Origin of the sequence: Nonomuraea ceibae (genome assembly GCF_019396325.1) — a bacterium.
Classification (GTDB): domain Bacteria; phylum Actinomycetota; class Actinomycetes; order Streptosporangiales; family Streptosporangiaceae; genus Nonomuraea; species Nonomuraea ceibae.
Genome location: NZ_JAHKRO010000083.1, coordinates 1 through 26,031, shown reverse-complemented (window position 1 = coordinate 26,031; position 26,031 = coordinate 1). Strand labels below are relative to the sequence as shown.

The following is a 26,031-nucleotide window of genomic DNA, read 5'->3' as shown; positions in this document are numbered from 1 at the left end:
AGCCGGCCTCAGCGGTGCGGACCGCAGCTGCCCCGGACGATGAGCTCGGTCGGCAGCACGACCGTGCGCGGGCGCCGGGCGGCGCCGGTGCGCAGGACCAGCTCGGCCGCGCGATAGCCGATGTCGCGGCCGGGCTGGGCGATCACGGTCAGCGGCGGCGCGCACAGCTCGGCCCACGGCACGTCGTCGTACATGACCAGCGACACGTCGCGGGGCACCCGCAGGTCGAGCTCGCGGGCGGCCAGCACGGCCGCCTCGCCCAGCACGTTGCCCGCCGCGACCACCGCCGACAGGTCCGGGCGACTCTGGAACAGCCCGGAGGCGGCGGCGTAGGCGGCGTCGCGGCTGCCCGTGGCGAAGACGACCAGCTCCTCGTCCACCGGGTCGCCGACCGCCTCGCGGAAGGCGGCCACCCGCCGGTCGTGCCCCGGGCCGCCGAGGAAGGCGATGCGCCGGTGGCCCAGCCCGCGCAGGTAGCGGACCGCCGTACGGATGCCGGACCGGTCGTCGGCCAGGACGGCGGGCACGTCGACGGGGCGGGCGGGCGGCGCGGCCGGGGCGGGCACGCCGTCCAGGAGCATGAGGTCGCTGACGGCGGAGGAGCCGGCCTGCTCGGCGGCGTCGGCCGGCAGCCGGTCGGCGAACACGACCGCCATGCCCGCGCGGATCGCCGGCCGCCAGGTGTCGGCGCCGCCCGACGGCACCGCGATCACCCGGTCGACGCCCTGCTCCAGCAGCATGCCGATCATCTCGGCCTCCTGCTCGGGGTCGTCGGCGGTGGAGGCGAGCACGACCGGTTCGCCCGCCGAGCGGCCGCAGGCGAGCACGCCCTCGGCCAGCCGGCCGAAGAACGGGTCGGTGAGGTCGGGCACGAGCAGCCCCATGCCGCCGGTGCGGCGCTGGCGCAGGTTGCGGCCCAGCGCGCTGGGCCGGTAGTCGAGCTGGGCGGCGACGGCGAGCACCCGCTCACGGGTGCGCGGGCTGGCCGAGCCGCCGGACAGCACCCTCGACACGGTGGCCACGCCCACGCCGGCCGCCTCGGCCACGTCCTTGATGGTCGCCCGCTTTTCCATGGAAACGATTCCATCATGCTTTCCGGAATCCGGGAAGTCCCCCAGGAACAGCAGGGCTGGTCACGCCCAAACCCTTGACACCGATGTCCGTTTCGGGTGAGATGCTTGAAAACGTATCCACGAAAGTGGAAACTCCGCACAACATCGGGGTCAAGCCCTGGAGCGCGAAGGACAGTCATGGCATCCATCGTTCTGACCAACGTCGACAAGATCTACGCCGGTGGCGTGAAGGCCGTGAACGGGCTCAACCTTGAGATCAAGGATGGCGAGTTCATGGTGCTGGTCGGCCCCTCCGGTTGCGGCAAGTCGACCGCGCTCCGGATGATCGCCGGCCTCGAGGACATCAGCGGCGGCGAGATCGCCATCGGCGACAAGGTGGTCAACCACCTGCCGCCGAAGGACCGCGACATCGCGATGGTGTTCCAGAACTACGCGCTCTACCCCCACATGACGGTCGAGGAGAACCTCGCCTTCGGCCTCAAGCTCCGCAAGATGCCCAAGGCCGAGATCCAGCAGCGCGTCAACGACGCCGCCAAGATGCTGGGCCTGGAGACCTACCTCAAGCGCAAGCCGGCCGCCCTGTCCGGTGGTCAGCGCCAGCGTGTCGCCATGGGCCGCGCCATCGTCCGCGAGCCGCAGGCCTTCCTCATGGACGAGCCGCTGTCCAACCTGGACGCCAAGCTCCGCGTCTCCATGCGCGCCTCGCTCAACCAGATGCACGAGCGCCTCGGCGTCACCACCGTCTACGTCACGCACGACCAGGTCGAGGCCATGACCCTCGGCGACCGCGTCTGCGTGCTCCGCGACGGCCTTCTCCAGCAGGTCGACACGCCGCAGAACCTGTTCGACAAGCCGGTCAACCTGTTCGTCGCCGGGTTCATGGGCTCGCCGTCGATGAACTTCGTCACCGCCGAGCTGGTCCGTGACGGCGGCGCCGCCGTCACCTTCGCCGGCATCAAGCTGCCGATCCCCGACTCCACCTTCACCGAGAAGCCGGGCCTCGACCAGTACATCGGCAAGAAGATCATCCTCGGCATCCGCCCGTCGGACTTCGAGGACGCCGCCTCCGCCGGCAACCACGCCAACGGCTGGGCCACGCTGCCCGTCAAGGCGGAGGTCACCGAGGAGCTCGGCTCCGAGATCAACGTCCTGTTCCTCATCGACGCCCCGCCCGTCGAGCACAAGGACACCGTCGCCGCCGCCGACAAGGGCGACGAGGAAGAGGCCACGCTGCCGCTGGCCGGCGACAAGTCGCTGTGGACCGCCCGCGTCAACGCCCGCAGCCACGCGCGCCCCGGCCAGAACATCGACCTGGTCCTCGACACGCACAACCTGCACTTCTTCGACACCAACTCCGGCCTGGCGATCGGGCACCCGGCCAACGTCGGCCGCTAGTCACCGACCGCCGATTCCCGGCCGCGAGCCCGCTCGCGGCCGTCCCGGGCCCTCACCGCGACCCCCTCCCGCGGCGAGGGCCCACCTCTTTTCCGGGGTACGGGCTGCCGCGTCGCGGTGTGCCGTGCCTGGAGCGTCGTGCGGTGTCGTGCCGCGCCGTCAGCGGCCGATGCGGGCGGAGATCCGGGCCGCGATGCCGTGGGGGACGAGCCGGCCGGCGTTGAGGATGACCTTGTAGCGCAGCGACGGCACCGAGACCCGCTTGCCCAGCGCCAGGTCGCGCATCGCCGTACGGGCCACGTCGTCGGCCTTCAGCCACAGGATGTCGGGCATTCCCGACATGTCCATCGAGGCCCGCTGGTGGAACTCCGTCCGCACGAACCCCGGGCACAACGCCATCACCCGGACCCGCGCGCTGCCCGCCTCGGCCGCCACCGACTCACTGAAGTTGACCACCCACGCCTTGCTCGCGCTGTAGGTGCCCCGGGTGAAGAACGCCGCCACCGACGCCACGTTGATCACGCCGCCCCGGTCGCGCTCCCGCATCCCCGGCAGCGCCGCCAGCGTCAGCCGCAGCACCGCCTCACAGTGGACCTTGAGCATCACCAGCTCGTCCTCCACCGGCGTCTGCAGGAAAGCGCCCTTGTGGCCGAACCCGGCGTTGTTCACCAGCAGGTCGATGCCCTCCCGGCAGCGGGCCTCGGCACGCGCCAGGCCCTCCTCGGTCGCCAGGTCGGCGGACAGCACCTCCACCGGGACGCCATAGCGCAGGCGCAGCCGCCCCGCCTCCTCGGCCAGGCGGCCCTCGTCGCGCGCCACCAGGACCAGCGAGAAACCGTCGGCGGCCAGCCGCCGTGCGAAAGCGGCGCCGATGCCGGCGGTGGCGCCCGTGATCAGTGCGGTAGGCATGCCAGAACCCTAACGCCCCCACCCCACCCCTCCGCGAACCCCCGGCCCCACCGGAAAGGCCCGCCGCGTGCCGGGGCGGGCGCCCGCTTCGGGAGGGGGCCGCCGCCCGCGTGGTGCGGTGCTCTCCGGAGGGAACGGGTGCGGTGTGCGTGTCCGCCCCAGCCCTCGCCCTCGCACCCGTGTGCGGGGGTTCGTTCCGAAAAGGGGGCCGCCTGCTCCCTGGGGGTGGGGCGGGGTGGGGGTGGGCGTGGCAGGATGGCGGGGTGGGTCTTGTGCGGGCTGTGCCGGTCGCCTTACTGGGCGTCGTTCTGGTCGCTTGTTCGGCGGGTGTGCCGGAGCGTACGCCCGAGAAGGCCGTGACGACGGCGGAGGCCGGGCCGTCCGGCACCGGCGGTGAGGCGGCGGCGGGGAAGGTGCGGCTGACGCGGGTCGCCGAGCTGGAGCGGCCCGTGGCCTTCGCCGTGCGCGAAGGGGACGACCGGCTGTACGTGGCCGAGCAGGGCGGGAAGCTGCGCACCACCGACGGCGCGACGGTCGTGGACCTGTCGGGCGAGGTGAGCGACGGCAACGAGCAGGGCCTGCTGGGCGTGGCGTTCCATCCGTCGGGCCGCTGGCTCTACCTCGACTGGACCGACGCCGACGGCACCACGCACGTGACCGAGTGGGCCTACGACGGCACCAAGGCCACGGCCCGGCGCGACGTGCTGACGCAGAAGCAGCCGTACGCCAATCACAATGGCGGCCAGCTCGCCTTCGGCCCCGACGGCCACCTCTACGTCGCGCTGGGCGACGGCGGCAGCGGCGGCGACCCGGAGGGCAACGGCCAGGATCTCGGCACCCTGCTCGGCAAGATCCTGCGCATCGACCCGCGCGGCAACCCGTACAAGATCCCCGAAGGCAACCCGTTCGCGGACCGGGAGGGGGCGCGGCCGGAGATCTGGGCGTACGGGCTGCGTAATCCGTGGCGGTTCGGGTTCGACCGGGAGAGCGGCGATCTGTGGATCGGCGACGTGGGCCAGAACGCCTGGGAGGAGGTCGACCGCCAGCCGGCCGGCTCGGGCGGCGGCGAGAACTACGGCTGGAACCTGCGCGAGGGCAAGGCCGGGTTCGGCGCGGGCGGGCAGGCGAAGGACCTGGTCGACCCGGTGATCGTCTACCCGCTGGGCGAGGGCGGCGCCTGTTCGGTCATCGCCGGCTTCGTCTACCGCGGCTCGAAGATCGACTGGTTGCGCGGCCGGTTCCTGTACGGCGACTTCTGCGCGGGCTGGATCAGGGCGACCCCGGCGGACAGGCCGGGCGAGGGTGAGGAGATCGGGCGGGTGGATCAGCTGTCGTCGTTCGGCCAGGGCCACGACGGCGAGCTGTACGCGCTCAGCCTCCAGGGCCCGGTCTATCGGATCGATCCCGCCTGACCCGGTCGATCAGGTCCTCGACCTGGCCGTTGAGCCGGGCGCCGCGTGACCAGCCGGCGTAGTGGGTGAGCAGGACGACGACCTCGCGCAGTTCGCTCTCGTTCAGGTCGCCGGTGCGCAGGGCGGCGTCGAGCTGTTCGGCCACCTGGTCGTCGAGGCCCTGCCCGACGAGGAGCCCGAGCAGGACGAGGCGGCGCTCCCGGTCGGAGAGCGCGTCGCGCGACCACACCTCGGCGAAGGCGCGCTCGGCGGCCATGCCGTAGGAGTCGACGGCCGGTTCTGTCATGGCTGGCTCCGGTCGTGCGTGAGGGGAACCTCCATCTTCGGCTACTTCTCGCCGCGCACCAATGCAGGCGCGCCAAAGCCGCGGTTTCCTGTTGATCTGTAACAAGTAAGGCCGGTGTACGGCCAAGATTTGGTCAAGATTTCTCATCGTGCATCGGGCTCACCGGATCCGAAAACGGGCACAACAACGTCGGTGCCTCGTCATTGGAGGTAGGACCCCAGTGAAGATCCGGTGAGGAAGACACGGGCGTGGGTCGCGCTGACGGCCGCGATCCTGTTGCCGGTTGCGTGCGGGCAGCCGGAGTTCACCTACGTGCGCGACAGGGACGGCACCACCTACTTCAAGGTGCCCGCCTCGTTCGCCAGGATCGACGCCTACCCGCTGGAGCTCGTGTTCAGCGGCGACAGGCCGGGCTCGCAGGCGGCGCTGGAGCGCAGGCGGCGGGTCTGGTCGGCGGCCTTCGACCAGGCGCGGGAGCCGGACGTGGACCACCTGTTCGGCTCGCGGGAGCCGTTCGTGTACGCGGCCGTGCACCGGCTGACCGGGCCGCAGCGCGACGTGGTGTCGCTCGACCGGCTGCGCGACTTCGTCCTGCCGGTGACCGAGGAGTCGCGCACCGCCTACCTGGGCCGGGTGCTGGAGTCGGGGCGGCCGCCGCTGTTCAGCGGGTTCGAGCGCCTTAGCGACGAGCCCGTCCGGCTGGACGACGGCGCCCGGGGCGTACGGGTCCGCTACAGCTACCGGATCGGCGCCGGACACCAGACCTTCGACCAGACCGCCATCCTCGACGGCTCCGGCTCCACCGTCTCGGTCATGCTCATCGCCTGCCGGCCGGACTGCCACGTGGCCCGCCGGGCGGAGTTCGACGAGATCGCGCGTTCGTTCAAGCTGCTGCGGCTGCCCGGATGAGGGAGCACCCTGTGAAGAGCACACGCCAGGCAGGGCTGCGCGCGCCCGGCAGCGGGCCCGCCGTGCCCGCCACCGCCACGCGGCCGAGGATGCGCCTGTGGGACCGCAGCAGGCTCCTGCTCGGCCTCGCGGTCGCGTACGCCGTCCTGACATGGAAGGTGATGGCCGACTTCCCCGGCATCGTCCCGTACGGCGAGGCCATGCTGGTGATCGCGCGGCAGCATCAGTGGATCTTCTGGCTGCTCGGCGCTGAGGCGGTCCGGCAGGCGCACTTCCTGGTCAGCGAGGTGTCGCCGGGCTATCACCGGTTCTGGGCCGGGCGGGTGTCCGGCGGGGTCGAGCGGTGGTCGCACCGGCGCTTCGACGACTGGGCCCGGTTCCGGTTCGCCCGGCTGCTGATGGCGGCGTTCTGGGTCGCGCTGGCGGCGCTGGTGCTGGGCGCGGTGCTCGGCACCAGCCCGTTCCTGGCGGTGTTCCAGGCGGCGGCGCTGGTCCTCGCGGCGCTGCCGTCGGTGCTGCGGGCCGTGCTGGTGGCCTGCGCGGTCGTCGTGCCGGTCGCGGGGGCGCTCTGGCTGCTGTCCAGGGGCGGCGTGGAGACGTACTTCCCGGGCGACGTCGAGACGCGCCTGGCCGACGTGTGGGGGCAGGACCACGTCGTCGAGCGGGTCCGCGAGGCCGTCGTCTTCCTGGAGCGGCCCGGCGAGATCGAGGAGCGCGGCGGCTACGTGCCCGGCGGCCTGCTGCTGTGGGGGCCGCCGGGCACCGGCAAGACGCTGCTGGCCGAGGCCGTCGCGGGGGAGACCGGCAAGCCGTACGTGCTCGTCGAGCCGGGCGCGTTCGCGAACCTGCTCCCGGGCGTCGGCGTCCTCAAGATGAAGGCGCTCTTCCGGAGGCTGCGCAGGCTCGCGCTCCGCCACGGCGGGGTGGTCGTCCACTTCGACGAGGCCGACGCGCTCGGCAGGCGCGGCAGGCCCGCCCACCAGGGCGCGGGCGGCCCGGCCCCCTGCCACGGCATGACGTACCTGTCCGAGGAGAGCCGGATGGCCCTGGCCTTCCGCGACCCCGGCAACGGGCTGCTCGCCACGGGCCGCGCGGCCCACGGCGAACCTGGCACCCTCCAGGCCCTGCTCGCCGAGCTGTCCGGGCTGAAGAAGCCGCGCGGCCTGTTCAACCGGCTGGTCCGGCGGGCGCTCGGCATGCGGCCCAAACCGCCGCCCGGCTACCGCGTCCTCGTCATGATGGCCACCAGCCGCCCCGACGCCGTCGACGAGGCGCTGCTGCGGCCCGGCCGCATCGACCGCGTCTACAAGGTCGGCCACCCGACCAGGGCCGGACGGGTGGCCACCTACCAGGGCTACTTCGGCAAGGTCGCGCACCGGCTCACCGCTGAGCAGATCGACAGGCTCGCCACCCTCACCCCGTACGCGACCGGCGCCACCATCAAGGACCTGGTCAACGAGTCGCTCATCGCCGCCGTCCGAGCCGGGCGCGACGTCATCACCTGGGCGGACGTGCTGCACGCCAAGCGGCTCAAGCAGCTCGGCCCGCCCGGCGGCGCCGAGTACGCCGGCCGGGAGCGGCACGCCGTGGCCGTGCACGAGGCCTGCCACGCGGTCGTCGCGTACGTGGCCCGCTTCCACCTGGAGATCGACGTCGCCACCATCGAGAAGGGGGCCGACCACCTCGGGCTGGTGGCCTCCATCGAGCCGGGCGACCAGTTCACCCGGTGGAAGTCGGAGTACGAGGCGGACATCATGGTCGCGCTCGCCTCGCTGGCCGGGGAGCGGATGTTCTTCGGCGAGGACAGCTCTTCCGGCGTCGCCGGCGACCTGCACGCGGCGACCTTCCTGGCGGCGCTCATGGAGTCGCACTGGGGGATGGGCTCCGGCGTCACCTCGCTGCCCGCGCTGCGGGAGCTGGAGATCACGGGCGGCAAGGCGCACCGCCGCGGGTCGCGCCGCTCCGCCCGGGCGCGGCCCGGACCGGCGCCGGACGTGCTGGGGGAGCGGATCGAGGACCACCTCGTGCGGCTGCTGGAGAAGACCGAGCGGCTGCTGGAGGAGCGCCGCAGGGACGTGCTGTCGCTGGCGCACGCCCTGGAGGCGCACCGCACGCTCAACGGGGACGACGTGGTCGCGGTCATCGAACGGGCCGCGGGGCCGCTGGTCGACGGCGCCGTGTACGCCTCGGACGACTTCTACCGGGAGCTGGAGGACTACCACCGGGAGGCGGTCCGCGCCCACCGCGAGCACGGCCGCATCGGGCGCGACCTGCCCGGCGCGAGCGCCCCTCCCGAGGAGGTGATCGAGCCCCGCACGATCGTCCCACCGGCGGCGGCGGTCCCGCCGGACGACGGGCCCGGGGTGGTGGCCGTGGCCGGGGCGCAGGGGTCCCGGCCGGAGTTCGTGCCGTGGGCCGCCGAGCCGGCGCCGGCGTACGAGCCGGTCCCCGCGCGTGGCGCCGCGCCCTTCTCCGCTCCCGTCCCCGCGTCTGGTGTGGGGCGGCGCTGGTGGCTGGCCGGGGGGAGCCTGCTCGCGCTGGTGACGGTGGCCGTCGTCTGCGGGCTGGCCGTGAGCGGCGCGCTCGCCGGCTCGGCCGGGGCGGAGCCCGGCGGCGGGATCGTCTCGCCGGGCCTGCTGGCGGTGTTGTTCCTCGTCGTGGTCGCCGCCGTCGTGGGCGCCGGGCTGGCCGCCGTCGCGGTCAGGGGCCTGCGCGCCGCCCAGGCCAAGGCCGAACGCGAACGCGACCAGGCGCATGCCCGCGCCCAGCTCCTGGCCGCGGCGCTCGACCCGGACACCGCCATGCGCCTGCTCGGCTACGACGGACAGGCCAGGCGGGAGGGCGCCTGATCCGGCACCGGCTTAACACGCCGTTCACATTCGGGCAAAAACGTGGAAACGGCTGTCCTTAAGACTCGGCGTGGCTGAGAGAAACCGTGAAAGGACCGCCGTGAGCTACAAGGCTGAGTACATCTGGATCGACGGCACCGAGCCCACGGCGCTGATGCGCTCCAAGACCAGGATCCTCGCCGACGGGGCAGAGCCGCCGCTGTGGGGCTTCGACGGTTCCAGCACCAACCAGGCCGAAGGCCACTCGTCGGACCGCGTGCTCCGCCCCGTGTTCACCTGCCCGGACCCGATCCGCGGCGGCGACAGCGTGCTGGTCCTGTGCGAGGTGGAGGAGACCGACGGCACCTCGCACAAGAGCAACACCCGTGCGCTGCTGCGCCCGATCGCCGAGCGTTACGCGGCTCAGGAGTCGTGGTTCGGCATCGAGCAGGAGTACACGTTCTTCAAGGGCAGCCGCCCGCTCGGCTTCCCCGAGGGCGGCTTCCCCGCCCCGCAGGGCCACTACTACTGCGGCGTGGGCGCCGAGGCCGTGTTCGGCCGCGAGATCGTCGAGCTGCACCTGGACCGCTGCCTGGCCGCCGGCCTGGCCATCTCCGGCATCAACGCCGAGGTCATGCCCGGCCAGTGGGAGTTCCAGGTAGGCCCAGCGGGCCCCCTCGAGGTCGCCGACCACCTGTGGATCGCCCGCTGGCTGCTCTACCGCACCGCCGAGGAGTTCGGCGTGGAGGCGACGCTCGACGCCAAGCCCGCCCGTGGCGACTGGAACGGCGCCGGCGCGCACACGAACTTCTCCACCAAGGCCATGCGCGAGGGCTACGACGCCATCATCACCGCCTGCGAGGCGCTCGGCGAGGGCGACAAGCCGATGGAGCACGTCTCCCAGTACGGCGCCGACATCGAGAGCCGCCTGACCGGCGCGCACGAGACCGCCCCGTGGAACCGCTACACCTACGGCGTCTCCGACCGCGGCGCCTCCGTGCGCATCCCGTGGCAGGTCGAGGTGGACAAGAAGGGCTACATCGAGGACCGGCGCCCCAACGCCAACGTCGACCCGTACGTGGTCACCCGCCTGCTCGTGAACACCTGCTGCGCCGCGCTGGAGAAGGCCGGCCAGGTCTGACCCGGCGGACGGCGGGACGCGGACGCCGCGTCCCGCCGCCGTGCGCTCAGAGCCGGAAGTCGCGGTCCGGCGTGATGTCGGCGACGTCCATCTGGGCCTTCTGCAGCCGTCCGGAGTGGTCCCAGTTCATCGCCTGCCAGCGGGTGAACTGGTCGAGCACCCACATCCCCGACTGCCGGCTGCCGTTGCCCGACTTGCCGTTGCCGCCGAACGGCAGGTGCGCCTCGGCCCCCGAGGTGGAGTTGTTGACGCTGACCATGCCCGCCGAGACGCCCTCGCGGAAGCGGAAGGCGTGCTTGGCGTCAGTGGTGTAGATGGAGCTGGACAGCCCGTAGCCGGGCCGGTTGGCGAGCTCGACGGCCTCCTCCAGCGTGGCGAACGAGGTGACGCCGACGATCGGCCCGAACGTCTCCTCCAGGAACAGCCGGTCGTCCGGCCGCACGCCGTCGACGACGACCGGATGGTAGTAGAGGCCGCCCTCGCCGGTGAAGCCGCCGTGCGGGCTCTCGGCGGTGATGCGGCCGGTCGCGCCGGTGACGACCCGGTGGTGGGGCTGGATCCAGGTCAGGTATTCCTCGTAGCGGTCGGCGAACTTGCGGTCCAGCAGCGGCCCGGCCAGCACGTCCTGCTCGGGGTCGCCGATCCTGGCCTCCCGTACGGCGCGGGCGAAGCGGTCGGTGAACTCGCGGTGGATCGACTCGTGCACGATGACCGTGCCCAGGCTGGTGCAGCGCTGCCCGGCGGTGCCGAACCCGGAGAACAGCGCGCCCTCCACTGCCAGGTCCAGGTCGGCGTCCGGCATGATGACCATCGGGTTCTTGCCGCCGAGCTCCAGGCAGGCCGACTGCAGATGCCGGCCGGCCAGCTCGCCGATCTTCCGGCCGACCTCGCTGGAGCCGGTGAAGCCGACCTTGTCGACGTTCCCGGCGTCCAGGGCGCGCTCCAGCCCGGCGAACGTCTGCTCGCCGTCGGCGAAGACGATGTTGAGCACGCCGTCGGGCAGCCCCGCCGCCGCGAACAGCCGGTAGAGGGCGTGCGCGGAGGCGGCGGCGTACTCGGCGGGCTTCCACACGACCGCGTTGCCGCACAGCAGCGCCGGCACCAGGTACCAGGACGGGACGGCCACCGGGAAGTTGCCCGCGGTGATCACCGCCGCGACGCCGACCGGGTTGCGGAAGGTGAACAGGTTCTTGTCGGGCATCTCCGACGGCACCGTCTGCCCGTAGAGCCTGCGGCCCTCGCCGAGGAAGAAGTCGCACGTGTCGACGATCTCCCGCACCTCGCCCAGCGCCTCACCGTAGGGCTTGCCGATCTCCTGGGTGACGATCCTGGCCAGCGTCTCGGTGTTGGCCTCGACGAGCCGCCCGATGGAGGCGATCACCCGTCCCCGCACGGGAGCGGGCACCCTGGCCCACTCCCGCTGCGCCTCCTTCGCCGTCGCCGCGGCGACGGCGAAGGTCTCGGCGTCGGCCAGCCCCACCTCGGCGACGACCTCGGCGGTGCGGGCGGGGTTCGTCGATGCGTACGTCTCGATCGCGGCGGCGTCCTTGCCTCCGACGACGGAGGAAATCTTGCGGCTCACAGGTGCCCTCCTCACAGGTTCTCCGGACACACAATCATCCCTCCGGATGCTTGGCCAGCCAGCGGGTGATGCCGAGCGTCTCCAGGAACGGCAGGTCGTGGCTGACCACGAGCAGCGCGCCCCGGTAGGCCGACAGCGCCTCGGACAGCCGGCGGACGCTGGCCATGTCCAGGTTGTTCGTCGGCTCGTCCAGGAGCAGCAGCTGGGGCGGCGGCTCGGCGGAGAGCAGGGCGGCCAGGACGGCGCGGAACCGCTCGCCGCCCGACAGCGTCGCGGCAGGCTGCTCGGCCCGCGCCCCCCGGAACAGGAAGCGGGCCAGCCGCGCCCGCAGCTCGCCCACGGGGACGGCCGGGGCGAACCGCCGGACGTTGTCGAGCACGCTGAGCGAGCCGTCCAGCAGGTCGAGCCGCTGCGGCAGGTAGCGCACGGGCACCCCGGGGCAGGCTCCGGGAGCGCCTGAGACGATCGCGCGCAGCAGCGTCGTCTTGCCCGACCCGTTGGGACCGGTCAGCGCGACCCGCTCGGGGCCGCGCAGCACCAGCTCCGTCACGGGCTCGCCGCCGGCGTCGGGGCCGCCGCGCAGCTCGCTCAGCCCCGGCACGCCCGTCAGCGTCAGGACCGTGCGCCCGGCCGGGACCTCGGTGCGCGGCAGCGACACGCGGATCTCGGCGTCCTCGCGGACGGCCTGCTCGGCCTCGGTGAGGCGGTCGCGGGCCTGCTCCAGCTTCTCGGCGTGCATGGTGCGGTGCTTGCCCGCCGCCACCTGGGCCTGCCGTTTGCGCGCGTTCATGATGATCTTCGGCTCGCGCTTGGTCGCGTACATCTTGTCTCCGTAACGGGTCCGGCGGCTCAGCTTGACCAGGGCGTCGGCCAGCTCCTGCTTCTGCTTCCTGAGGTCGCCCTCGGCGACCCGGACCATGCGCTCGGCCGCCTCCCGCTCGGCCGCGAGCGCCTGCTCGTAGGCCGTCAGGTTGCCGCCGAACACGCGCACCGCCCCGTCGCGCAGGTCGGCGATCTGGTCCACCAGGTCGAGCAGGACGCGGTCGTGGCTGACCACCACCAGCACCCCCGTCCAGGAGCGCACGGCCGCGTACAGGCGGCGGCGGGCGTCCAGGTCGAGGTTGTTGGTGGGCTCGTCGAGCAGCAGCACGCCGGGCCTGCGCATGAGCAGCGCCGCCAGGCCGGTCATCACGACCTCGCCGCCGGACAGGGTGCCGGCGGGCCGGTCCAGGCCGAGGTGGCCGAGGCCGAGCCGGTCCAGCTCGGCGTGCGCCCGCTCCTCGACGTCCCAGTCGTCGCCGATGGCCGTGAAGTGCTCGGGGGAGGCGTCGCCGCCCTCGATGGCGTGCAGCGCGGCCCGCTGCCGTTCGATGCCGAGCAGCCCGGCGACGGTGGCGCCGGTGGCCAGGGGCAGGTCCTGCGGCAGGTAGCCGACGTCGCCGGCGACGCTGACCGAGCCGGCCGTCGGCCGCAGCTCACCGGCGACGAGCTTGAGCAGCGTGGACTTGCCGGAGCCGTTGACGCCCATGAGCCCGGTGCGCCCGGCGCCGAAGGCGACGTCGAGGCCGTCGAGGACGGGGGTGCCGTCGGCGTGCTCGTAGGAGAGGCCGTCACAGACGATGGAGAATGACATAAGGGGTGGCTCCTCACCGTGTCAGGAAATTTCGGGACACGTGGAGACACCGCGGAAAGGCCGCCCGGAAACGCGGAACAGAGGCGTCGAAGGATCACCTGAGGTCGGGCGGGCGCACACCACGGACGTGGGCGCGGCGTCTCGGCCTCAGAGCTTCAACAGATCACCTCGGATGTCGGCGGCAGGACCCGCACACTGTACGCGACCGAAAAGGTGGGGGCAAGGGGATGCAGGCGGTGCATCTTCCTCCACCCCGGCTGTGCAGCTGGCCTCCTGTCCGCCTCCCGCCCCCGCCCGTAGCGTCGGAGCCGCAGAGCAACGCGCAGGCCATCCGACGAGAGGACGATCATGAGCGAGGTCACGCGCAGGGGCTTCATCGGCGGCACGGCGGCGCTCGGCGGCGGGCTCGCCGCGGGCGGCGGATTACCCGGCGAGCCCGCCGGGCCCGGCGCCCCGCCGCTCGGGCCGGTCGTGGTGCGCCCGTCCGACCCCCGCTACGAGGACCTGGCGGTCCGGCGCACCAACCAGCGCTTCCGCGCCGAGCCCGACTACTTCTACCTGGCCGGGACGACCGAGCAGGTGGTCCAGGCCGTCGGCCGGGCGGTGCGCGAGAACCGGCGGCTGACCGTGCGCAGCGGCGGCCACTGCTACGAGAACTTCGTCGGCGAAGGCGCCGAGGTGGTGCTCGACCTGTGCGAGATGTCGGAGGTCTACTTCGACGAGGAGCGCCGCGCGTTCGCGATCGAGGCGGGGGCCACGCTCATGCAGGCCTACCGGCGGCTCTACCTCGGCTGGGGCGTCACGATCCCCGGCGGCCAGTGCGGGGGCGTGGCCGCCGGAGGGCACATCGCGGGCGGCGGCTACGGGCCGCTGTCACGGCGCGACGGCCTGACCGTCGACCACCTGCACGCCGTCGAGGTCGTGGTCGTCGACCGGCACGGCCGCGCCCGCGCCGTCGTGGCCACCCGTGACCCGCGCGATCCCAACCACGACCTGTGGTGGGCCCACACCGGAGGCGGCGGCGGCAACTTCGGCGTCGTCACCCGCTACTGGATGCGCGATCCGCGGGCGCGCGGCGACGACCCCGGCACCCTGCTGCCCAGGCCGCCCGCCTCCGTCGTGTCGGGCATCGCGATCTGGTCGTGGAAGGACATGACGCGCGAGTCGTTCCAGCGGCTGCTGCGCAACCACGGCGAGTGGCACGAGCGCAACAGCGAGCCCGGCACCCCGTACGCCTCGCTGTGGGGGTCGCTGCTGATCCCCGGCCGCCAGGGCGACGACGCGCCGGGCGACATGATCCTGCCGGCGCAGATCGACGCGGGCGTGCCCGGCGCCGAGAAGCTGCTGGCCGGCTTCCTCGCCGCCGTCGGCGAGGGCGTCACGCCGCCGGCGACGGTGCCGCCGTTCCTGCGCCAGCCGTGGTTCCAGGCCGTGCGGTCGCTCTCGCTCGGCGAGGCGACCGAGGCGGGCCACTACAAGGGCAAGTCCGCCTACCTGCGCAGCCGCTTCACCGACGAGCAGGCGGGCATCGCCTACGACAGCCTGACCGCGGGCGGCCCCGCGCGGACCGGCGTGCTGTGGCTGCTGTCGTACGGGGGCCGCGTCAACACGGTCGCGCCGGAGGCGACCGCCACCGTCGAGCGCCGGTCGATCCTCAAGGTGCTCCACCTGGCCACCTGGGACCCGGCCGGCGACGGCGCGGCCGAGCTGGCCTGGGTGCGCGACCTGCACCGCAGGACGTTCGCGGCGACCGGGGGCGTGCCGGTGCCGGGCGGCAACCTCGGCGGCGCCTACATCAACTACCCCGACACCGACCACGCCGACCCGGCCTGGAACACCTCCGGGGTGCCCTGGCCGGCGCTCTACTACGGGGACAACTACGCGCGCCTGCAGCGGGTCAAGGCGCGCTGGGACCCGCGCGGCGTCTTCGGCCACGCCCTGTCGATCAGGCCGTGACCAGGCCGCTCACCTGGGCCAGCAGCTCCAGCGAGCGCAGCCAGGCCGCCCGCTCCGGCGCCGCAGACACCACGATCAGCTCGTCGGCGCGGGCGTGCCCGGCGAACCTGTCGAGCTCGGCGGCGACGTCTCCCGGCGTGCCGACGGCCGAGTAGCGCGTCATCTGCAGGATCTGCTGCCCGGCGGGGGATTCGAGGACCGCGTCGGCCTCCTCCGGCGTGAACGCGCGGCCCCGGCCGAGCAGCAGGCTCACCCGCTTGCGCTTGGCCGACAGGAACTGCGCCTGCGCCTCCTCGGCCGTGTCGGCGGCGATCACGTTCACCCCCGCGATCACGTACGGCTCCGCGAGCTGGGCCGACGGCCGGAAGTCACGCCGGTAGAGCTCGACCGCCTCCTCCAGCGCGGCCGGCGCGAAGTGGGAGGCGAACGCGTACGGCAGCCCGAGCATGGCGGCGAGCTGAGCGCCGAACAGGGACGAGCCGAGGATGTACAGCGGCACGTCGGTGCCCTTGCCCGGCGTCGCCTCCACGCCGGGGATGCGCGACTCGCCGGTCAGATAGCCCTGCAGCTCCAGCACGTCCTGCGGGAACTCGTCGGCGGCGGCCGGGTTGCGGCGCATCGCCCGCATCGTCTGCTGGTCGCTGCCCGGCGCCCGGCCCAGCCCCAGGTCGATGCGGCCCGGGTGGAGCGTGGCCAGCGTGCCGTACTGCTCGGCAATCGTCAGCGGGGCGTGGTTGGGCAGCATGACGCCGCCCGCGCCGAGGCGGATCGTGCGGGTGTGCGCGGCCACGTGGGCGATCAGCACGCTCGTGGCGGACGAGGCGATCGTGGGCATGTTGTGGTGCTCGGCGTACCAGATACGCCGGTAACCCCACTCCTCGGCGCGCTGGGCCATCGTGACGCTGGCGGCCAGGCTGTCGGCGGCCGTCTCCCCTTCGCCGATGTGCGCCAGATCGAGTATGGAGAGCGGGAGAGCCATGGAGAACATGCCTTTCGCTGTGAAAGATCCGGGAGCACGTGGTGTAACCACCGGGACCGCCGGGTTATTTCACAGGGCCGGTTAACCGTGGGTTCACCGGTGGTGTCTACGTTGACGGGCCATGAGCTGGAAGTACACGGTCAACGCGACGCTCGAAGGACTCACCGGCTACACGCTGACCCGGGCCCGCGCGGTCAGGCCGGCGCCCGCGCCGAAGCCCGTCCCCAAGCCGCCGCTCGAACTGCAGCGGCTGCCCGGCGACGAGGTGCGCCCGCCGGCCGACCCGGCGCACGACCGGCTGCTGCGGGCCCCGGTCTTCTTGCTCTCCTCGGTGCGCTCCGGCTCGACGCTCATGCGCGTCATGCTCAACAGCCACTCCCAGGTGCACTCGCCCATCGAGACGCACTTCCGGCGGATCACCGTCGGGCTGACGACCGAGCCGGTCCGGCAGGCGATGGAGCTGCTCGGCCACACCCACAGCGACATCGAGCACATCGTGTGGGACCGGATGCTCCACCGCGAGCTGGCCCGCAGCGGCAAGCCGGTCCTGGTGGAGAAGACGCCCTCCAACGTGTTCGCCTGGCGGCGGATCGCGGCGTGCTGGCCGGACGCGCGGTTCCTGTTCCTGCTACGGCACCCGATGTCGATCGTGCAGTCCTGGCACGAGGCCGACCCGGTCAAGCGGCCCATGGAGGAGGCGGTGCCGCGCACGCTCAGCTACATGACCTACCTCCAGGAGGCCCGCACCCACCTGGAGGGGCTGACCGTCCGCTACGAGGACGTGGTCGCCGATCCGGAGGCCGAGCTGCGGCGGGTGTGCGCCTTCCTCGGGGTGGAGTGGGAGCCGTCGATGCTGAACTACGGCGAGCGCGACCACGGCGGTTTCGTGAAAGGCGTCGGCGACTGGCGCGACAAGATCCGTAGCGGTACGGTCGTCGCTGGCCGCCCGTTGCCGACAGACGACGAGCTGCCGCCCGAGCTCAGGGAGATCTGCGGGCTGTGGGACTACTGCTGAGCTCGGCGCTTGCGAACCAAGGCTCCGGCAGAGTTCGCCTGCCGTTCTCCGGTGGTTCTCCTGCCGATCTTTCGTTGCCTTGAAGGTGTCCTGCATGATCGCCGCGCCGTCGCGCCGCACCCTGCTCACGGGTGCCCTGGCCAGCTTGACCGTCTCCGCCTCGGCGTCCCCGGCGCGGGCCGCGTTCCCCCGGCGGCCCAACTTCGTCGTCATCCTGGCCGACGACCTGGGCTGGGGGGAGATCGGCAGCCAGGGGCAGCGGCTGATCGCGACACCGCACCTGGACCGGATGGCGCGTGAGGGGGTGCGGTTCGAGACCGCCTACTCGGGGGCGCCGCTGTGCGCCCCGTCGAGGTGCTCGCTGCTGACCGGCATGCACGCGGGGCACGGCACCGTACGGGAGAACCCGGAGGGCGGGCCGCAGCGGTCGCTGAGCGAGGCCGACCTGACCTTCGGCGAGTTACTCCAGCTCGCGGGCTATCGCACGGCGTGCATCGGCAAGTGGGGGTTCGGCCCCGAGCAGGCCGGTCAGCCGTCGCACCCGAACGAGCGCGGGTTCGGCGAGTTCTTCGGCTACATCGGCCACCGCCACGCCCACCAGTACTACCCGGAGTATCTGTGGCACAACGGCGGCCGGGTGGCGCTCGGCCGCAAGGCGTACGCGCCCGACCTGCTCCTGCGGCGGGCCGTCGACTTCGTCCGGCAGCCGTCGGACGACCCGTTCCTGCTGTACTTCGCCACGAACCTGCCGCACGCCCCCAGCGTCGTCCCGGGCGACGCCGGCCGCTACGAGGACAAGCCCTGGACCAGGGCGAACCGGCGGCACGCCGCGCAGGTCGGGCGGCTGGACGCGCACGTGGCCACGCTGCTGCGCGCGCTGCGCGAGGCGGGTGTGGCCGACGACACGGTGGTGCTGTTCACCAGCGACAACGGGCCGCACCGGGAGAAGGGCGTGACGCCCTGGCTGTTCGACTCCAACGGCCCCTACCGGGCCGACAAGCGCGACCTGTACGAGGGTGGCATCCGGGTGCCGCTGATCGCCTGGTCGCCGAAGATGCGCGGCCGGGTGGTGCGCGAGCCGGTCACGCTCTACGACGTGCTGCCGACGCTGGCCGACCTGGCCGAGGTGCCCGCGCCGGCCGCGCTCGACGGCAAGTCGTTCAGGAAGCTGCTCAACGGCGGCCGCCGCGAGGGCCACAGCCACCTGGTCTGGAACCGGCCGCGCAAGGCGCAGGCGATCCGCCGGGGCCGCTGGAAGGCCATCAGGTTCGAGCCCGGCATCGCGGGCGCGGGCCCCGAAGGGCGCGTCGAACTGTACGACCTGGCCACGGACCTCGGGGAGACCCGCGACCTGGCGTCACGCAGGCCGGAGCTGGCGGCCGAGCTGATGGAGCTGCTCGACCAGTCGATCGGCCCCGACCCGCGCACCCCGTACGGGCTGCGCGTGCGGAGCGCGGGCGAGCAGGTCACGGTGGCGCTGGTGAACGGCTCGAAGGTGCCGTGGCGGCGGGTCACGCTGGCGCTGACGACGGCCGGGGGCAGGCGGATGGCCGGGCGGCGGGAGGTGACGCTGCTGCCGGGCGAGGAGGTCTCCGAGGTGTTCACGGTCGGGGGCCGGGGTCCGGTCACCGCCTCGGCGGGCTTCGGCGCGGGCGGCAGGCGGCACACCTTCCGGCGCGCGCACCGGCTCCGTACACTGACGTGAGGCTTTCTCGGAAACCGGGTCGTGTATGTCAGAGTGCCACGACGATCTCTCGGCGGCCGTCTCGGCCGTGCTGACCGGGACGCGGCTGCTCGCCGGCATCGCGGCCCGCTCCCTGGGCTCGGTCAAGGACCGGGTGACGCTGCCGCAGTTCCGGATGCTCGTGGCGCTGGCCGGGCACGGCGAGACCAAGCTCGTCACGCTGGCCGTGATGCTCGGCGTCAACTCCTCCACCGCGCTGCGGATGGCCGACCGGCTGGCGGCGGCGGAGCTGATCGTGCGCGAGGTCAACCCGCACAACCGCAGGGAGAGCCTGATCCGCCTGACCGGCGAGGGACGCCGGATCGTCGAGGAGGTCTCCGCGCGCCGCCGCGCGGAGATCGGCGCGATCGTCGAGCGGCTGTCGCCGGCGCAGCGTCACGCGCTGGTCGAGGCGATGACCGCCTTCACCGAGGCGGGCGGCGAGCCGCCGCCGGAGCACGCCGCGCACCCGCTCGGCTGGCCCGGGGCCTGACCGTCAGGAGGCCACCGTGCGGGGCAGCGCCGCCACCGCCTCGGTCACCGTGTCGTAGGTCTGGAAGCGCCGGTGCAGCCCGGTGACGTTGAGCACCCGCTTGAGCCGCTGGTGCAGCTCGCAGAGCACGAGCACACCGCCCGCCGCCTCGGCCTCGCTCAGCCCGGACAGCAGGACGCTCAGCCCCGAGGAGTCGCAGAAGTTCACGCCCTTGAGGTCGACCACCACCCGGGGCGGCTCCGCGCTCGCGATCGCCTCCGCCATGCACTGCCGCAGCTCGGCCGCCACGGCGATGTCGAGCTCGCCGGACAGGCTGAGGACCGCTGCGCCGTTGTGCGGGGTGATGATCCAGGAGAAGCCCGCCTGCACGTTTCCGCCCTCCAGCGGTGAAAGTGTGCCATTTCACCTATGACCATCATTGCATAGTGCAATGAACTGGTGCAGTACCCAGCAATCAGCTGATACATGCGCCGAGTTCCGCGAATCTCTCCACCGCGCGGCACCCGTACTACTGTCGTGAACCTGTTCCCCCGGCCGGTGCTCGACGCCCTGGCCGCCGACCCCGGCCGGACCGCCATCCAGCACGGCACGCGGGCCGTCAGCGCGGACGAGCTGCTCGGCCTCACCGGCCGCGTCGAGCGGCGCCTGCGCGAGGCCGGGCTCGGCCCCGGCAGCGGCGTGGCCGTCGCCGCAGCCACCTCGCCCGAGACGTACGCCGCCCACCTCGCCGCGCACGCGCTCGGCTGCCGGGTGGCGGCGCTGCGGCCCGGCTGGAGCGCCGCCCAGCTCGCGCACGTGCTGCGCGAGCCCGTGGACGCGCTGATCGCCGACGCCGCGACGATGACGCCCGAGCTCGCCGGGGCGGGCGTCCGGCTGCTGTCGCTCGGGCCGCTGCCCGGCGCGGCCGACCTGCTGCGCCCCGGCCCCGCCGCGCCGCCCGAGGTGCTGGCCCGGCCGGACGACGTCGCCAGGCTCACCTTCACCAGCGGCAGCACCGGCCTGCCGAAGGCGTGCGCGCAGACCTACCGCGCCCACAGCCTCGCCTACCAGGACTGGCCGCCGGTCCTAGCCGAGCTGATGACCCGCTTCGAACGCTGCCTCGTGCACGGGACCCTGGCCAGCCCGGTGATGATGACGTACGCGGGCCGCTGCCTGGTGGCGGGCGGCACCGTCGTCGTGCCGGGGCCCGGCGAGGACCTGGCCGCCGCGCTCGGCCGCCACGCCGTCACCGCGGCCATGATGCCGCCGCCCCGGCTGGGCGCCCTGCTCTCCGCCCTGGCCGATGGCGGGCCGCCCGGGCTGCGGGCGCTCGTTCTCGGCGGCGCCCCGGCGGGCCCGAGCCTGCTCGCCGCCGCCGCGGAACGCCTCGGCCCGGTGATCTGGCAGGGGTACGGCCAGGCCGAGGCGGGCGTGATCACCATGCTCACGCCCGCCGACGTGGCCGCCGGGCGGCTGACGTCCGTCGGCAGGCCGCTGCCGGGCGTCCGGCTCAGCCTGCGCGACCGCGACGAGCGCCCCGTGGGCCCGGGCGAGGTCGGCGAGGTGTGGGTACGCAGCCCGCACCGGATGGCCGGCTACTGGCGCGACCCCGAAGGCACCCGCGAGGTGCTGCGCGACGACGGCTGGCTGCGCACCCGCGACCTGGGCCGGCTGGACGGCGACGGGATGCTGCACCTGACCGGCCGCACCCGGGACGTGATCATCGTCAACGCCGAGGTCTGCTACGCCGGGGCCGTGGAGGCCGTGCTCGCCGGGCATCCGGCCGTCGAGCAGGCGTTCGTCGTCGGCGCGCCCGACCTGGTGACCGGCGAGGCCGTGCACGCCTACGTCGTCCCCGCCGGGCGCGCCCGGGTCTCCCGCGACGACCTGGCCGCGCTCGTACGTGACGCGCTGGGCGAGGCGGCCGTCCCCAGGACGGTCACCACGCTGGCCGAGGCGCCGGTCAACGAGGCCGGCAAACCGGACAAGTCCCGGCTCAAGCCCGGTTGAAGTGGTTCTCGCACAGGCGCAGGCGGCGGGCCTGCCACACCATGTAGGTGCCGAGCACGAGCTGCACCAGGCTGCGCCACACGTCCTCCCACAGGTCCCGCACCCGCAGGAACGCCAGCACCGCCCCCGGCAGGCGCGGCTCGCGCCCGCGCGGCGTCATCAGGCAGGGGCCCCGGTTCGGCAGCGCCCGCTCGTGCCCGGCAGAGGTGCGGAACGTGTAGCCCGCGTCCAGCTCCCCGACCACGGCCCGGATGGTGACCGGGGCCAGCCGCCAGGCCGGGCACGGCCGGTTCGCGGCCACCCCGAACGGGATCCGCCCCCCGGACCGGTGGAATTCCGGATAGCTGAAGCAGAGCACCGACCCCGCCGGGATCGTCGCCCCGCTCCGCAGCTCGATCTCGCCGGAGGTGATCCGGTGCGCGATCCCGAACAGCGGATAGCGGCGCAACGTCTCCGCGATCACCTCGTCCAGCGGCCCCCGCGCGCCCTCGGCGAGCGCCATGAGCACGTGCGCGGTCGCCTCCGAGCTCTGCACGATCGCCGTGTTGAAGAACGCCCCCTGAAGATAGAGCGCCCGCTCCCGCGGCCCCAGCGACTCCGGCAGCGGATGCGCCACCCGGTCCTGCACGCTCTCCAGGTACGCGGTCAGCCGCAGCCGCCGGTCCAGGTGCCGCAGCCCGCAGCACTTCAGCGCCGTCACCACGTCGTCGGCGCTGGCCACGATCAGCTCCCGCACCCCCGGCGGGCACGGCGTCCCGAACACCAGCCGGTGGTAGAACTCCGCCCACACCGGCATCACCAGATCGCGCAGCCGCACCAGCCCCCGCCCGGCCGGCAGCGCGTCACGCAGGCTCTCCACCGCCAGCCGCTCCGCCTCCCGCGTGCTCGTCGTCAGCACGCGCCGGGTGCACCGGGCCACCTCCGTGTAGAGCGGCCCCGGCTCCAGATGCTCCTGGTGCAGCTCCGGGCCGGGGGACAGCCAGTACCAGAACAGGTCCGACAGCGCCGCGCCCCGGCTGCGCCCGTCGGCCGCCGGATGCCCGTACACCTCCAGGAACTCGGGGACGCCGACCAGCTCGCCCGGCACCGCGACGCCCTCCGCGCCGTTGATCCGCGCGAACAGCCACATCCGCAGCCCCGTCACCGCCCGGGGCAGCCAGAACGGCAGCGAGAGCACCAGCACCAGCAACAGGACAGTCATGACGGTTGTACGAAATTGAACACACCTCTGGATTCACCGGAATCCATGAGAGAGATTCGGTTCGTACGACCTCGTGATCGTTGCCCGCCCGCCGACAGCCCGGGGAGACGTCGTGAACCTCTTCAACGTGCGTGACTTCGAGGACGTGGCCAGGGAGAAGCTCGACCCGGTCTACTACGACTACTTCGCCGGCGGCGCCCAGGACGAGGTCACCGTCCGCGCCAACGAGGCGGCCTTCCGGCGGCTCTGCCTGGTGCCCCGGGTGCTGCGGGGCGTCGAACGGCCCACGCTCGAGGTGAACCTGCTCGGCCAGCCCGCCTCCATGCCCGTGCTGCTCGCCCCCACCGCCTTCCACCGGCTGGCGCACCCCGCCGGGGAGGCCGAGACCGGGCGGGCCGCCGCCCAGGCCGGCGTGATCATGATGGCGGCCATGCTGTCCACCGTGCCCGTCGAGGAGGTCGCCGCCACCGGGGCCACGCTCTGGTTCCAGCTCTACATCCAGCCCGACCTGGGGTTCACCGCCTCGCTCGTGCGCCGGGCCGAGGCGGCCGGGTGCAAGGCCATCGTCGTCACCGTCGACTCGCCCGCGCTGGGCAGGGGCGAGCGCGGCGACCGCAACAACTTCCACGACCTGCCGCCCGGCCTCCACTGCGCGAACCTGCGCGGCGACGGCAACGTCCGCCAGGTCGTGCTGTCCCCCGAGATCTCCTGGAAGCACGTCGACTGGTTACGGTCGATCACCTCGCTGCCGATCGTCCTCAAGGGCATCCTGCACCCCGCCGACGCCGTGCTCGCCGTCGAGCACGGCGCCGCCGCGATCATCGTGTCCAACCACGGCGGCCGCCAGCTCGACACCAGCCCGGCCAGCATCGACCGCCTCCCGCTGATCGCCGACGCCGTCGACGGCAGGGTGCCGCTGCTGCTCGACGGCGGTGTACGGCGCGGCACCGACGTGATCAAAGCCCTGGCGCTCGGCGCGCGGGCGGTGGCGATCGGCCGGCCCGTCATGTGGGGCCTGTCCGTGGCCGGGGCCGAAGGCGTCGCCAAGGTGCTGACGCTGCTGCGCACCGAGCTGCTCAACGCGCTCACCCTGTGCGGCGTCGCCGGGCCCGGCGAGCTGACCAGGGAACTGGTGGTCGCGTGAAGGTCATCGGAGCGGGCGTCGGCCGCACCGGCACGCTGTCGCTCAAGGCCGCGCTCGAACGGCTCGGCTACGGGCCGTGCTTCCACGGCCGCCACGTGCTCGACCACCCCGACCGGCTGCCGCTGTGGCGCGACGCCGCCGCCGGGCGGCCCGTCCCCTGGGAGACCGTCTTCGACGGCTACGCCGCCAGCGTCGACTGGCCCGGCGCGGCCTTCTGGCGCGACCTGCTCGCCGCCTTCCCGTCCGCCCGGGTGATCCTCACCGTCCGCGACCCCGATTCCTGGTACGAGAGCGTGCGCGCCACCGTCTACCGCATGTTCGGCGACGGGCCCGCCGAGCCCCGGGTGGCCGAGGCGCGGCGGATCGTGCCCGGGCTGGACGTGTTCACCGCCTTCCACCGGCAGATGATCTGGGACGGCTTCTTCGGCGGGCGCTTCGCCGACCGCGACCACGCCATCGCCGTCTACCGGGAGCACAACGACGCCGTCCGCCGCGAGGTCCCGACCGACAGGCTCCTCGTCGTCGAGCCGGGCGCCGGATGGGGGCCGCTCTGCGCCTTCCTGGGGGTGCCGGAGCCGGAGGAGCCGTACCCGCACCTGAACGACCCGGCCAGGTTCTGGGCGCGGGTGGCGGCCCGGGTGGCGGAGTCCTGATCGTGGGCTGACCTCGGCTATGGGACGGCGGCGGCCTGCCGCAGCCGGGCCAGGCCGCGCCGGATCCGCGTCTTGACCGTGCCCAGCGGCAGGCCCTCCCGGCTGGCGATCTCCGCGGCCGTCAGCCCGTAGCAGACCGACAGCAGGATCGGCCGGCTCAGCTCGGCGGGCAGCACCCGCAGCTCGTCGCGGACCCGCTCCACCTCGCCCAGCGCCTCCCGGCCGTCGTCCCCGCCGTCGCCCCGGCCGTCGCGCGGGCTCGGCAGCCAGGCGGGGTCCACCGGCTGGTCACGGCGCAGCCGCAGCGCGTCCACGGCCAGGTTGCGGGTGATCGTCAGCAGCCAGCTCGAGACCCTGCCGCGCCCGGGATCGTAGCGGGCGGCGTGGCGCCAGGCCCGGACGAAGGCGTCCTGCGCCACCTCCTCGGCCAGCCCCGGGTCACCCACCACGCTGAGCGCCAGGCCGTACACCCTCGCCTGGTAGCGCCGTACGAACGCGACCGTCGCCTCGGCCTCGCCGGCGGCGATGGCGGCCATGAGCGACTCGTCCGAGAGAGACCACACCGTCCATCACACGCGCAACCCGGCCCCCACTTCAACAAACCGCGCATTTCGGTCATTTGCGACGGGCATCCGGGCCGGGCCGCTTCCCTCTACGGCGGGCCAGCTCCCGTTTCTACGGTGGGCCCGCTCCCGGCGGGGCGGCTCCGATCAGGCGGTGAAGTCGGCGAAGTCGAACCCCGGCGAGACGACGCAACTCACCAGCACCTCCCGATCCCCGGCAGGACGCGCCGACTGCCACACCCCGCCCGGCACGACCGCCTGGGGCACCTGCCCCTCCTCCACCAGCGGGCCCAGCACCACGGTCGCGTCGCCGATCGTCAGCTCCAGCGGGCCGCCCCGATGCCACAGCCACACCTCGTCCGAGCGCACCCGGTGCGGCACCGACTCCTCGCCCGGCTGCAGCAGGAAGTAGATGCCGGTCGCGCTGGCCCGCGTCCCGCCGTAGCCCTCCGGCCGGAACTCCACCCCCGACCGCCACGTCTCACGGAACCAGCCACCCTCGGGATGCGGCAGCAGGTCGAGCGCCCGGGCGATCGGCGGGCGCGCCACGAACCCCACGGGCGCGCCGGTGACGTCACGCCGCAGGAACCGCTCACCGTCGAGCACCAGCTGCCCGTCCAGGCCGCTTGCCAGCGCCTCGGCCTCGTCGGCGACCTCGACGACCGGGCCATCGGGATAGATCTTCAATTCCACCCGCCCGATCTTACGTACCCCGCTCTGCCGGCCGCCCGGGACCACCCTCACCACCGGAGTGGATCACGTCCCCGACCGGGGCGGAAATGTCGGTGCGAGTGGCTAGTGTGCTTCAGGTGATCGAACGGTGGAGCCGTGATCAGGTGCTCGCCCTCGCCCCCGACGCGCCCTCCCGCAAGGCCGCCCAAGAGGTCGCCGCACCCGGCTCGTGGACGTCCTGCGGCGTGGCGGGCGACGTGCTGTTCGGGGCCTGCGAGGGCAGCGACCCCACACCCTACGAGGCGCGCGTCGACCTTGCCGAGCCCGCCTACCGCTGCACCTGCCCCAGCCGCAAGCTCCCCTGTAAGCACGTGCTCGGGCTCCTCCTCCTCTGGTCCGCCGGCCACGCCCCCGCGACCCCCACCCTCCCCTCCTGGGCAGCCGACCGGCTGGCCCACCACCCCACACCCCCCAC

General features: G+C 73.3%; 23 protein-coding genes. 13 read left to right on the top strand and 10 right to left on the bottom strand.

All coding sequences use genetic code 11. From position 1 onward, the window contains the following. Positions 1-8: 8 nt before the first annotated feature. Complete coding sequence (locus KME80_RS35620) at positions 9-1,073, bottom strand: LacI family DNA-binding transcriptional regulator (protein ID WP_219511352.1); 1,065 nt, start codon at positions 1,071-1,073, stop codon at positions 9-11. A gap of 177 nt (positions 1,074-1,250) precedes the next feature. Between KME80_RS35620 and KME80_RS35615 the strand changes: the two genes are divergently transcribed. After that, positions 1,251-2,468 carry an ABC transporter ATP-binding protein gene (locus KME80_RS35615; RefSeq protein WP_219511350.1) on the top strand — a complete coding sequence of 406 codons (1,218 nt, stop codon included), beginning with the start codon at positions 1,251-1,253 and terminating at the stop codon, positions 2,466-2,468. A gap of 159 nt (positions 2,469-2,627) precedes the next feature. Here the strand turns inward: KME80_RS35615 and KME80_RS35610 are convergent, their stop codons facing one another. Then, positions 2,628-3,377 (bottom strand): SDR family NAD(P)-dependent oxidoreductase, encoded by a 750-nt coding sequence (locus KME80_RS35610; protein WP_219511348.1) that lies wholly within the window; start codon positions 3,375-3,377, stop codon positions 2,628-2,630. A 329-nt stretch (positions 3,378-3,706) separates the two neighbouring features. Here KME80_RS35610 and KME80_RS35605 point away from each other — a divergent pair, with 329 nt between their 5' ends. After that, positions 3,707-4,789, top strand: a complete 1,083-nt coding sequence (locus KME80_RS35605; protein WP_308126061.1) for a PQQ-dependent sugar dehydrogenase — start codon at positions 3,707-3,709, stop codon at positions 4,787-4,789. Here the strand turns inward: KME80_RS35605 and KME80_RS35600 are convergent. Beyond that, on the bottom strand, positions 4,749-5,075 hold the full coding sequence (locus KME80_RS35600) for a carboxymuconolactone decarboxylase family protein (protein ID WP_219511344.1): 327 nt from the start codon (positions 5,073-5,075) through the stop codon (positions 4,749-4,751). The genes KME80_RS35605 and KME80_RS35600 overlap by 41 nt on opposite strands. Positions 5,076-5,306: 231 nt before the next feature. Here KME80_RS35600 and KME80_RS35595 point away from each other — a divergent pair, with 231 nt between their 5' ends. The 3 genes from KME80_RS35595 to glnII all read left to right on the top strand — a co-directional run bounded on the left by KME80_RS35595 (position 5,307) and on the right by glnII (position 9,953). After that, positions 5,307-5,984, top strand: coding sequence for a hypothetical protein (locus KME80_RS35595; RefSeq protein ID WP_219511342.1), 678 nt, complete (start codon positions 5,307-5,309; stop codon positions 5,982-5,984). An 11-nt stretch (positions 5,985-5,995) separates the two neighbouring features. Next, entirely contained in the window at positions 5,996-8,833 is a 2,838-nt protein-coding gene (locus tag KME80_RS35590; RefSeq protein ID WP_308126060.1) for an AAA family ATPase, read from the top strand. A 100-nt stretch (positions 8,834-8,933) separates the two neighbouring features. Then, positions 8,934-9,953, top strand: coding sequence for a glutamine synthetase (gene glnII / locus KME80_RS35585; protein WP_219511337.1), 1,020 nt, complete (start codon positions 8,934-8,936; stop codon positions 9,951-9,953). Positions 9,954-9,999: 46 nt separating this feature from the next. Here glnII and KME80_RS35580 read toward each other — a convergent pair whose 3' ends face one another. Both KME80_RS35580 and KME80_RS35575 read right to left on the bottom strand, forming a co-directional pair. Continuing rightward, positions 10,000-11,535: an aldehyde dehydrogenase family protein gene (locus KME80_RS35580; protein ID WP_219511335.1), complete on the bottom strand. Its 1,536-nt coding sequence runs from the start codon at positions 11,533-11,535 to the stop codon at positions 10,000-10,002. A gap of 34 nt (positions 11,536-11,569) precedes the next feature. Then, positions 11,570-13,168, bottom strand: coding sequence for an ABC-F family ATP-binding cassette domain-containing protein (locus KME80_RS35575; protein ID WP_219511333.1), 1,599 nt, complete (start codon positions 13,166-13,168; stop codon positions 11,570-11,572). 348 nt (positions 13,169-13,516) lie between these two features. Between KME80_RS35575 and KME80_RS35570 the strand changes: the two genes are divergently transcribed. After that, entirely contained in the window at positions 13,517-15,124 is a 1,608-nt protein-coding gene (locus KME80_RS35570) for an FAD-binding oxidoreductase (RefSeq protein ID WP_219511331.1), read from the top strand. On the opposite strand, the gene KME80_RS35565 is transcribed toward KME80_RS35570, so the two are convergent. Continuing rightward, positions 15,114-16,103, bottom strand: coding sequence for an LLM class flavin-dependent oxidoreductase (locus tag KME80_RS35565; RefSeq protein ID WP_219511328.1), 990 nt, complete (start codon positions 16,101-16,103; stop codon positions 15,114-15,116). The two genes, KME80_RS35570 and KME80_RS35565, sit on opposite strands and share 11 nt — an antisense overlap. A gap of 121 nt (positions 16,104-16,224) precedes the next feature. Between KME80_RS35565 and KME80_RS35560 the strand changes: the two genes are divergently transcribed. The 3 genes from KME80_RS35560 to KME80_RS35550 all read left to right on the top strand — a co-directional run bounded on the left by KME80_RS35560 (position 16,225) and on the right by KME80_RS35550 (position 19,334). Continuing rightward, entirely contained in the window at positions 16,225-17,118 is an 894-nt protein-coding gene (locus KME80_RS35560; protein WP_219511327.1) for a sulfotransferase family protein, read from the top strand. 94 nt (positions 17,119-17,212) lie between these two features. Next, complete coding sequence (locus tag KME80_RS35555) at positions 17,213-18,823, top strand: arylsulfatase (RefSeq protein WP_219511325.1); 1,611 nt, start codon at positions 17,213-17,215, stop codon at positions 18,821-18,823. Between the two features lie 25 nt (positions 18,824-18,848). Next, positions 18,849-19,334, top strand: coding sequence for a MarR family winged helix-turn-helix transcriptional regulator (locus KME80_RS35550; protein WP_219511322.1), 486 nt, complete (start codon positions 18,849-18,851; stop codon positions 19,332-19,334). Between the two features lie 3 nt (positions 19,335-19,337). On the opposite strand, the gene KME80_RS35545 is transcribed toward KME80_RS35550, so the two are convergent. After that, a complete protein-coding gene (locus KME80_RS35545; protein ID WP_219511320.1) occupies positions 19,338-19,703 on the bottom strand; it encodes an STAS domain-containing protein in 366 nt (121 codons plus the stop codon). A gap of 147 nt (positions 19,704-19,850) precedes the next feature. Here KME80_RS35545 and KME80_RS35540 point away from each other — a divergent pair, with 147 nt between their 5' ends. Next, the gene (locus KME80_RS35540; protein ID WP_219511317.1) at positions 19,851-21,323 is read left to right on the top strand and encodes a class I adenylate-forming enzyme family protein; all 1,473 of its coding nucleotides are present in this window, start codon (positions 19,851-19,853) and stop codon (positions 21,321-21,323) included. Here KME80_RS35540 and KME80_RS35535 read toward each other — a convergent pair. Then, positions 21,310-22,524: a cytochrome P450 family protein gene (locus KME80_RS35535; RefSeq protein ID WP_219511315.1), complete on the bottom strand. Its 1,215-nt coding sequence runs from the start codon at positions 22,522-22,524 to the stop codon at positions 21,310-21,312. The genes KME80_RS35540 and KME80_RS35535 overlap by 14 nt on opposite strands. Before the next feature lie 112 nt (positions 22,525-22,636). Between KME80_RS35535 and KME80_RS35530 the strand changes: the two genes are divergently transcribed. Together KME80_RS35530 and KME80_RS35525 are read left to right on the top strand one after the other, a co-directional pair. Further along, a complete protein-coding gene (locus tag KME80_RS35530) occupies positions 22,637-23,668 on the top strand; it encodes an alpha-hydroxy acid oxidase (RefSeq protein WP_219511314.1) in 1,032 nt (343 codons plus the stop codon). Then, positions 23,665-24,321, top strand: a complete 657-nt coding sequence (locus KME80_RS35525) for a sulfotransferase family protein (RefSeq protein WP_219511312.1) — start codon at positions 23,665-23,667, stop codon at positions 24,319-24,321. The genes KME80_RS35530 and KME80_RS35525 overlap by 4 nt, the downstream gene beginning before the upstream one ends. 17 nt (positions 24,322-24,338) lie before the next feature. On the opposite strand, the gene KME80_RS35520 is transcribed toward KME80_RS35525, so the two are convergent. Together KME80_RS35520 and KME80_RS35515 are read right to left on the bottom strand one after the other, a co-directional pair. Next, complete coding sequence (locus tag KME80_RS35520; RefSeq protein WP_219511310.1) at positions 24,339-24,884, bottom strand: RNA polymerase sigma factor; 546 nt, start codon at positions 24,882-24,884, stop codon at positions 24,339-24,341. Between the two features lie 147 nt (positions 24,885-25,031). Beyond that, positions 25,032-25,577, bottom strand: a complete 546-nt coding sequence (locus tag KME80_RS35515) for a cupin domain-containing protein (protein WP_308126059.1) — start codon at positions 25,575-25,577, stop codon at positions 25,032-25,034. 116 nt (positions 25,578-25,693) lie between these two features. Here KME80_RS35515 and KME80_RS35510 point away from each other — a divergent pair. Beyond that, on the top strand, positions 25,694-26,031 hold a 338-nt coding region (locus KME80_RS35510), incomplete at its 3' end, for an SWIM zinc finger family protein (protein WP_308126058.1).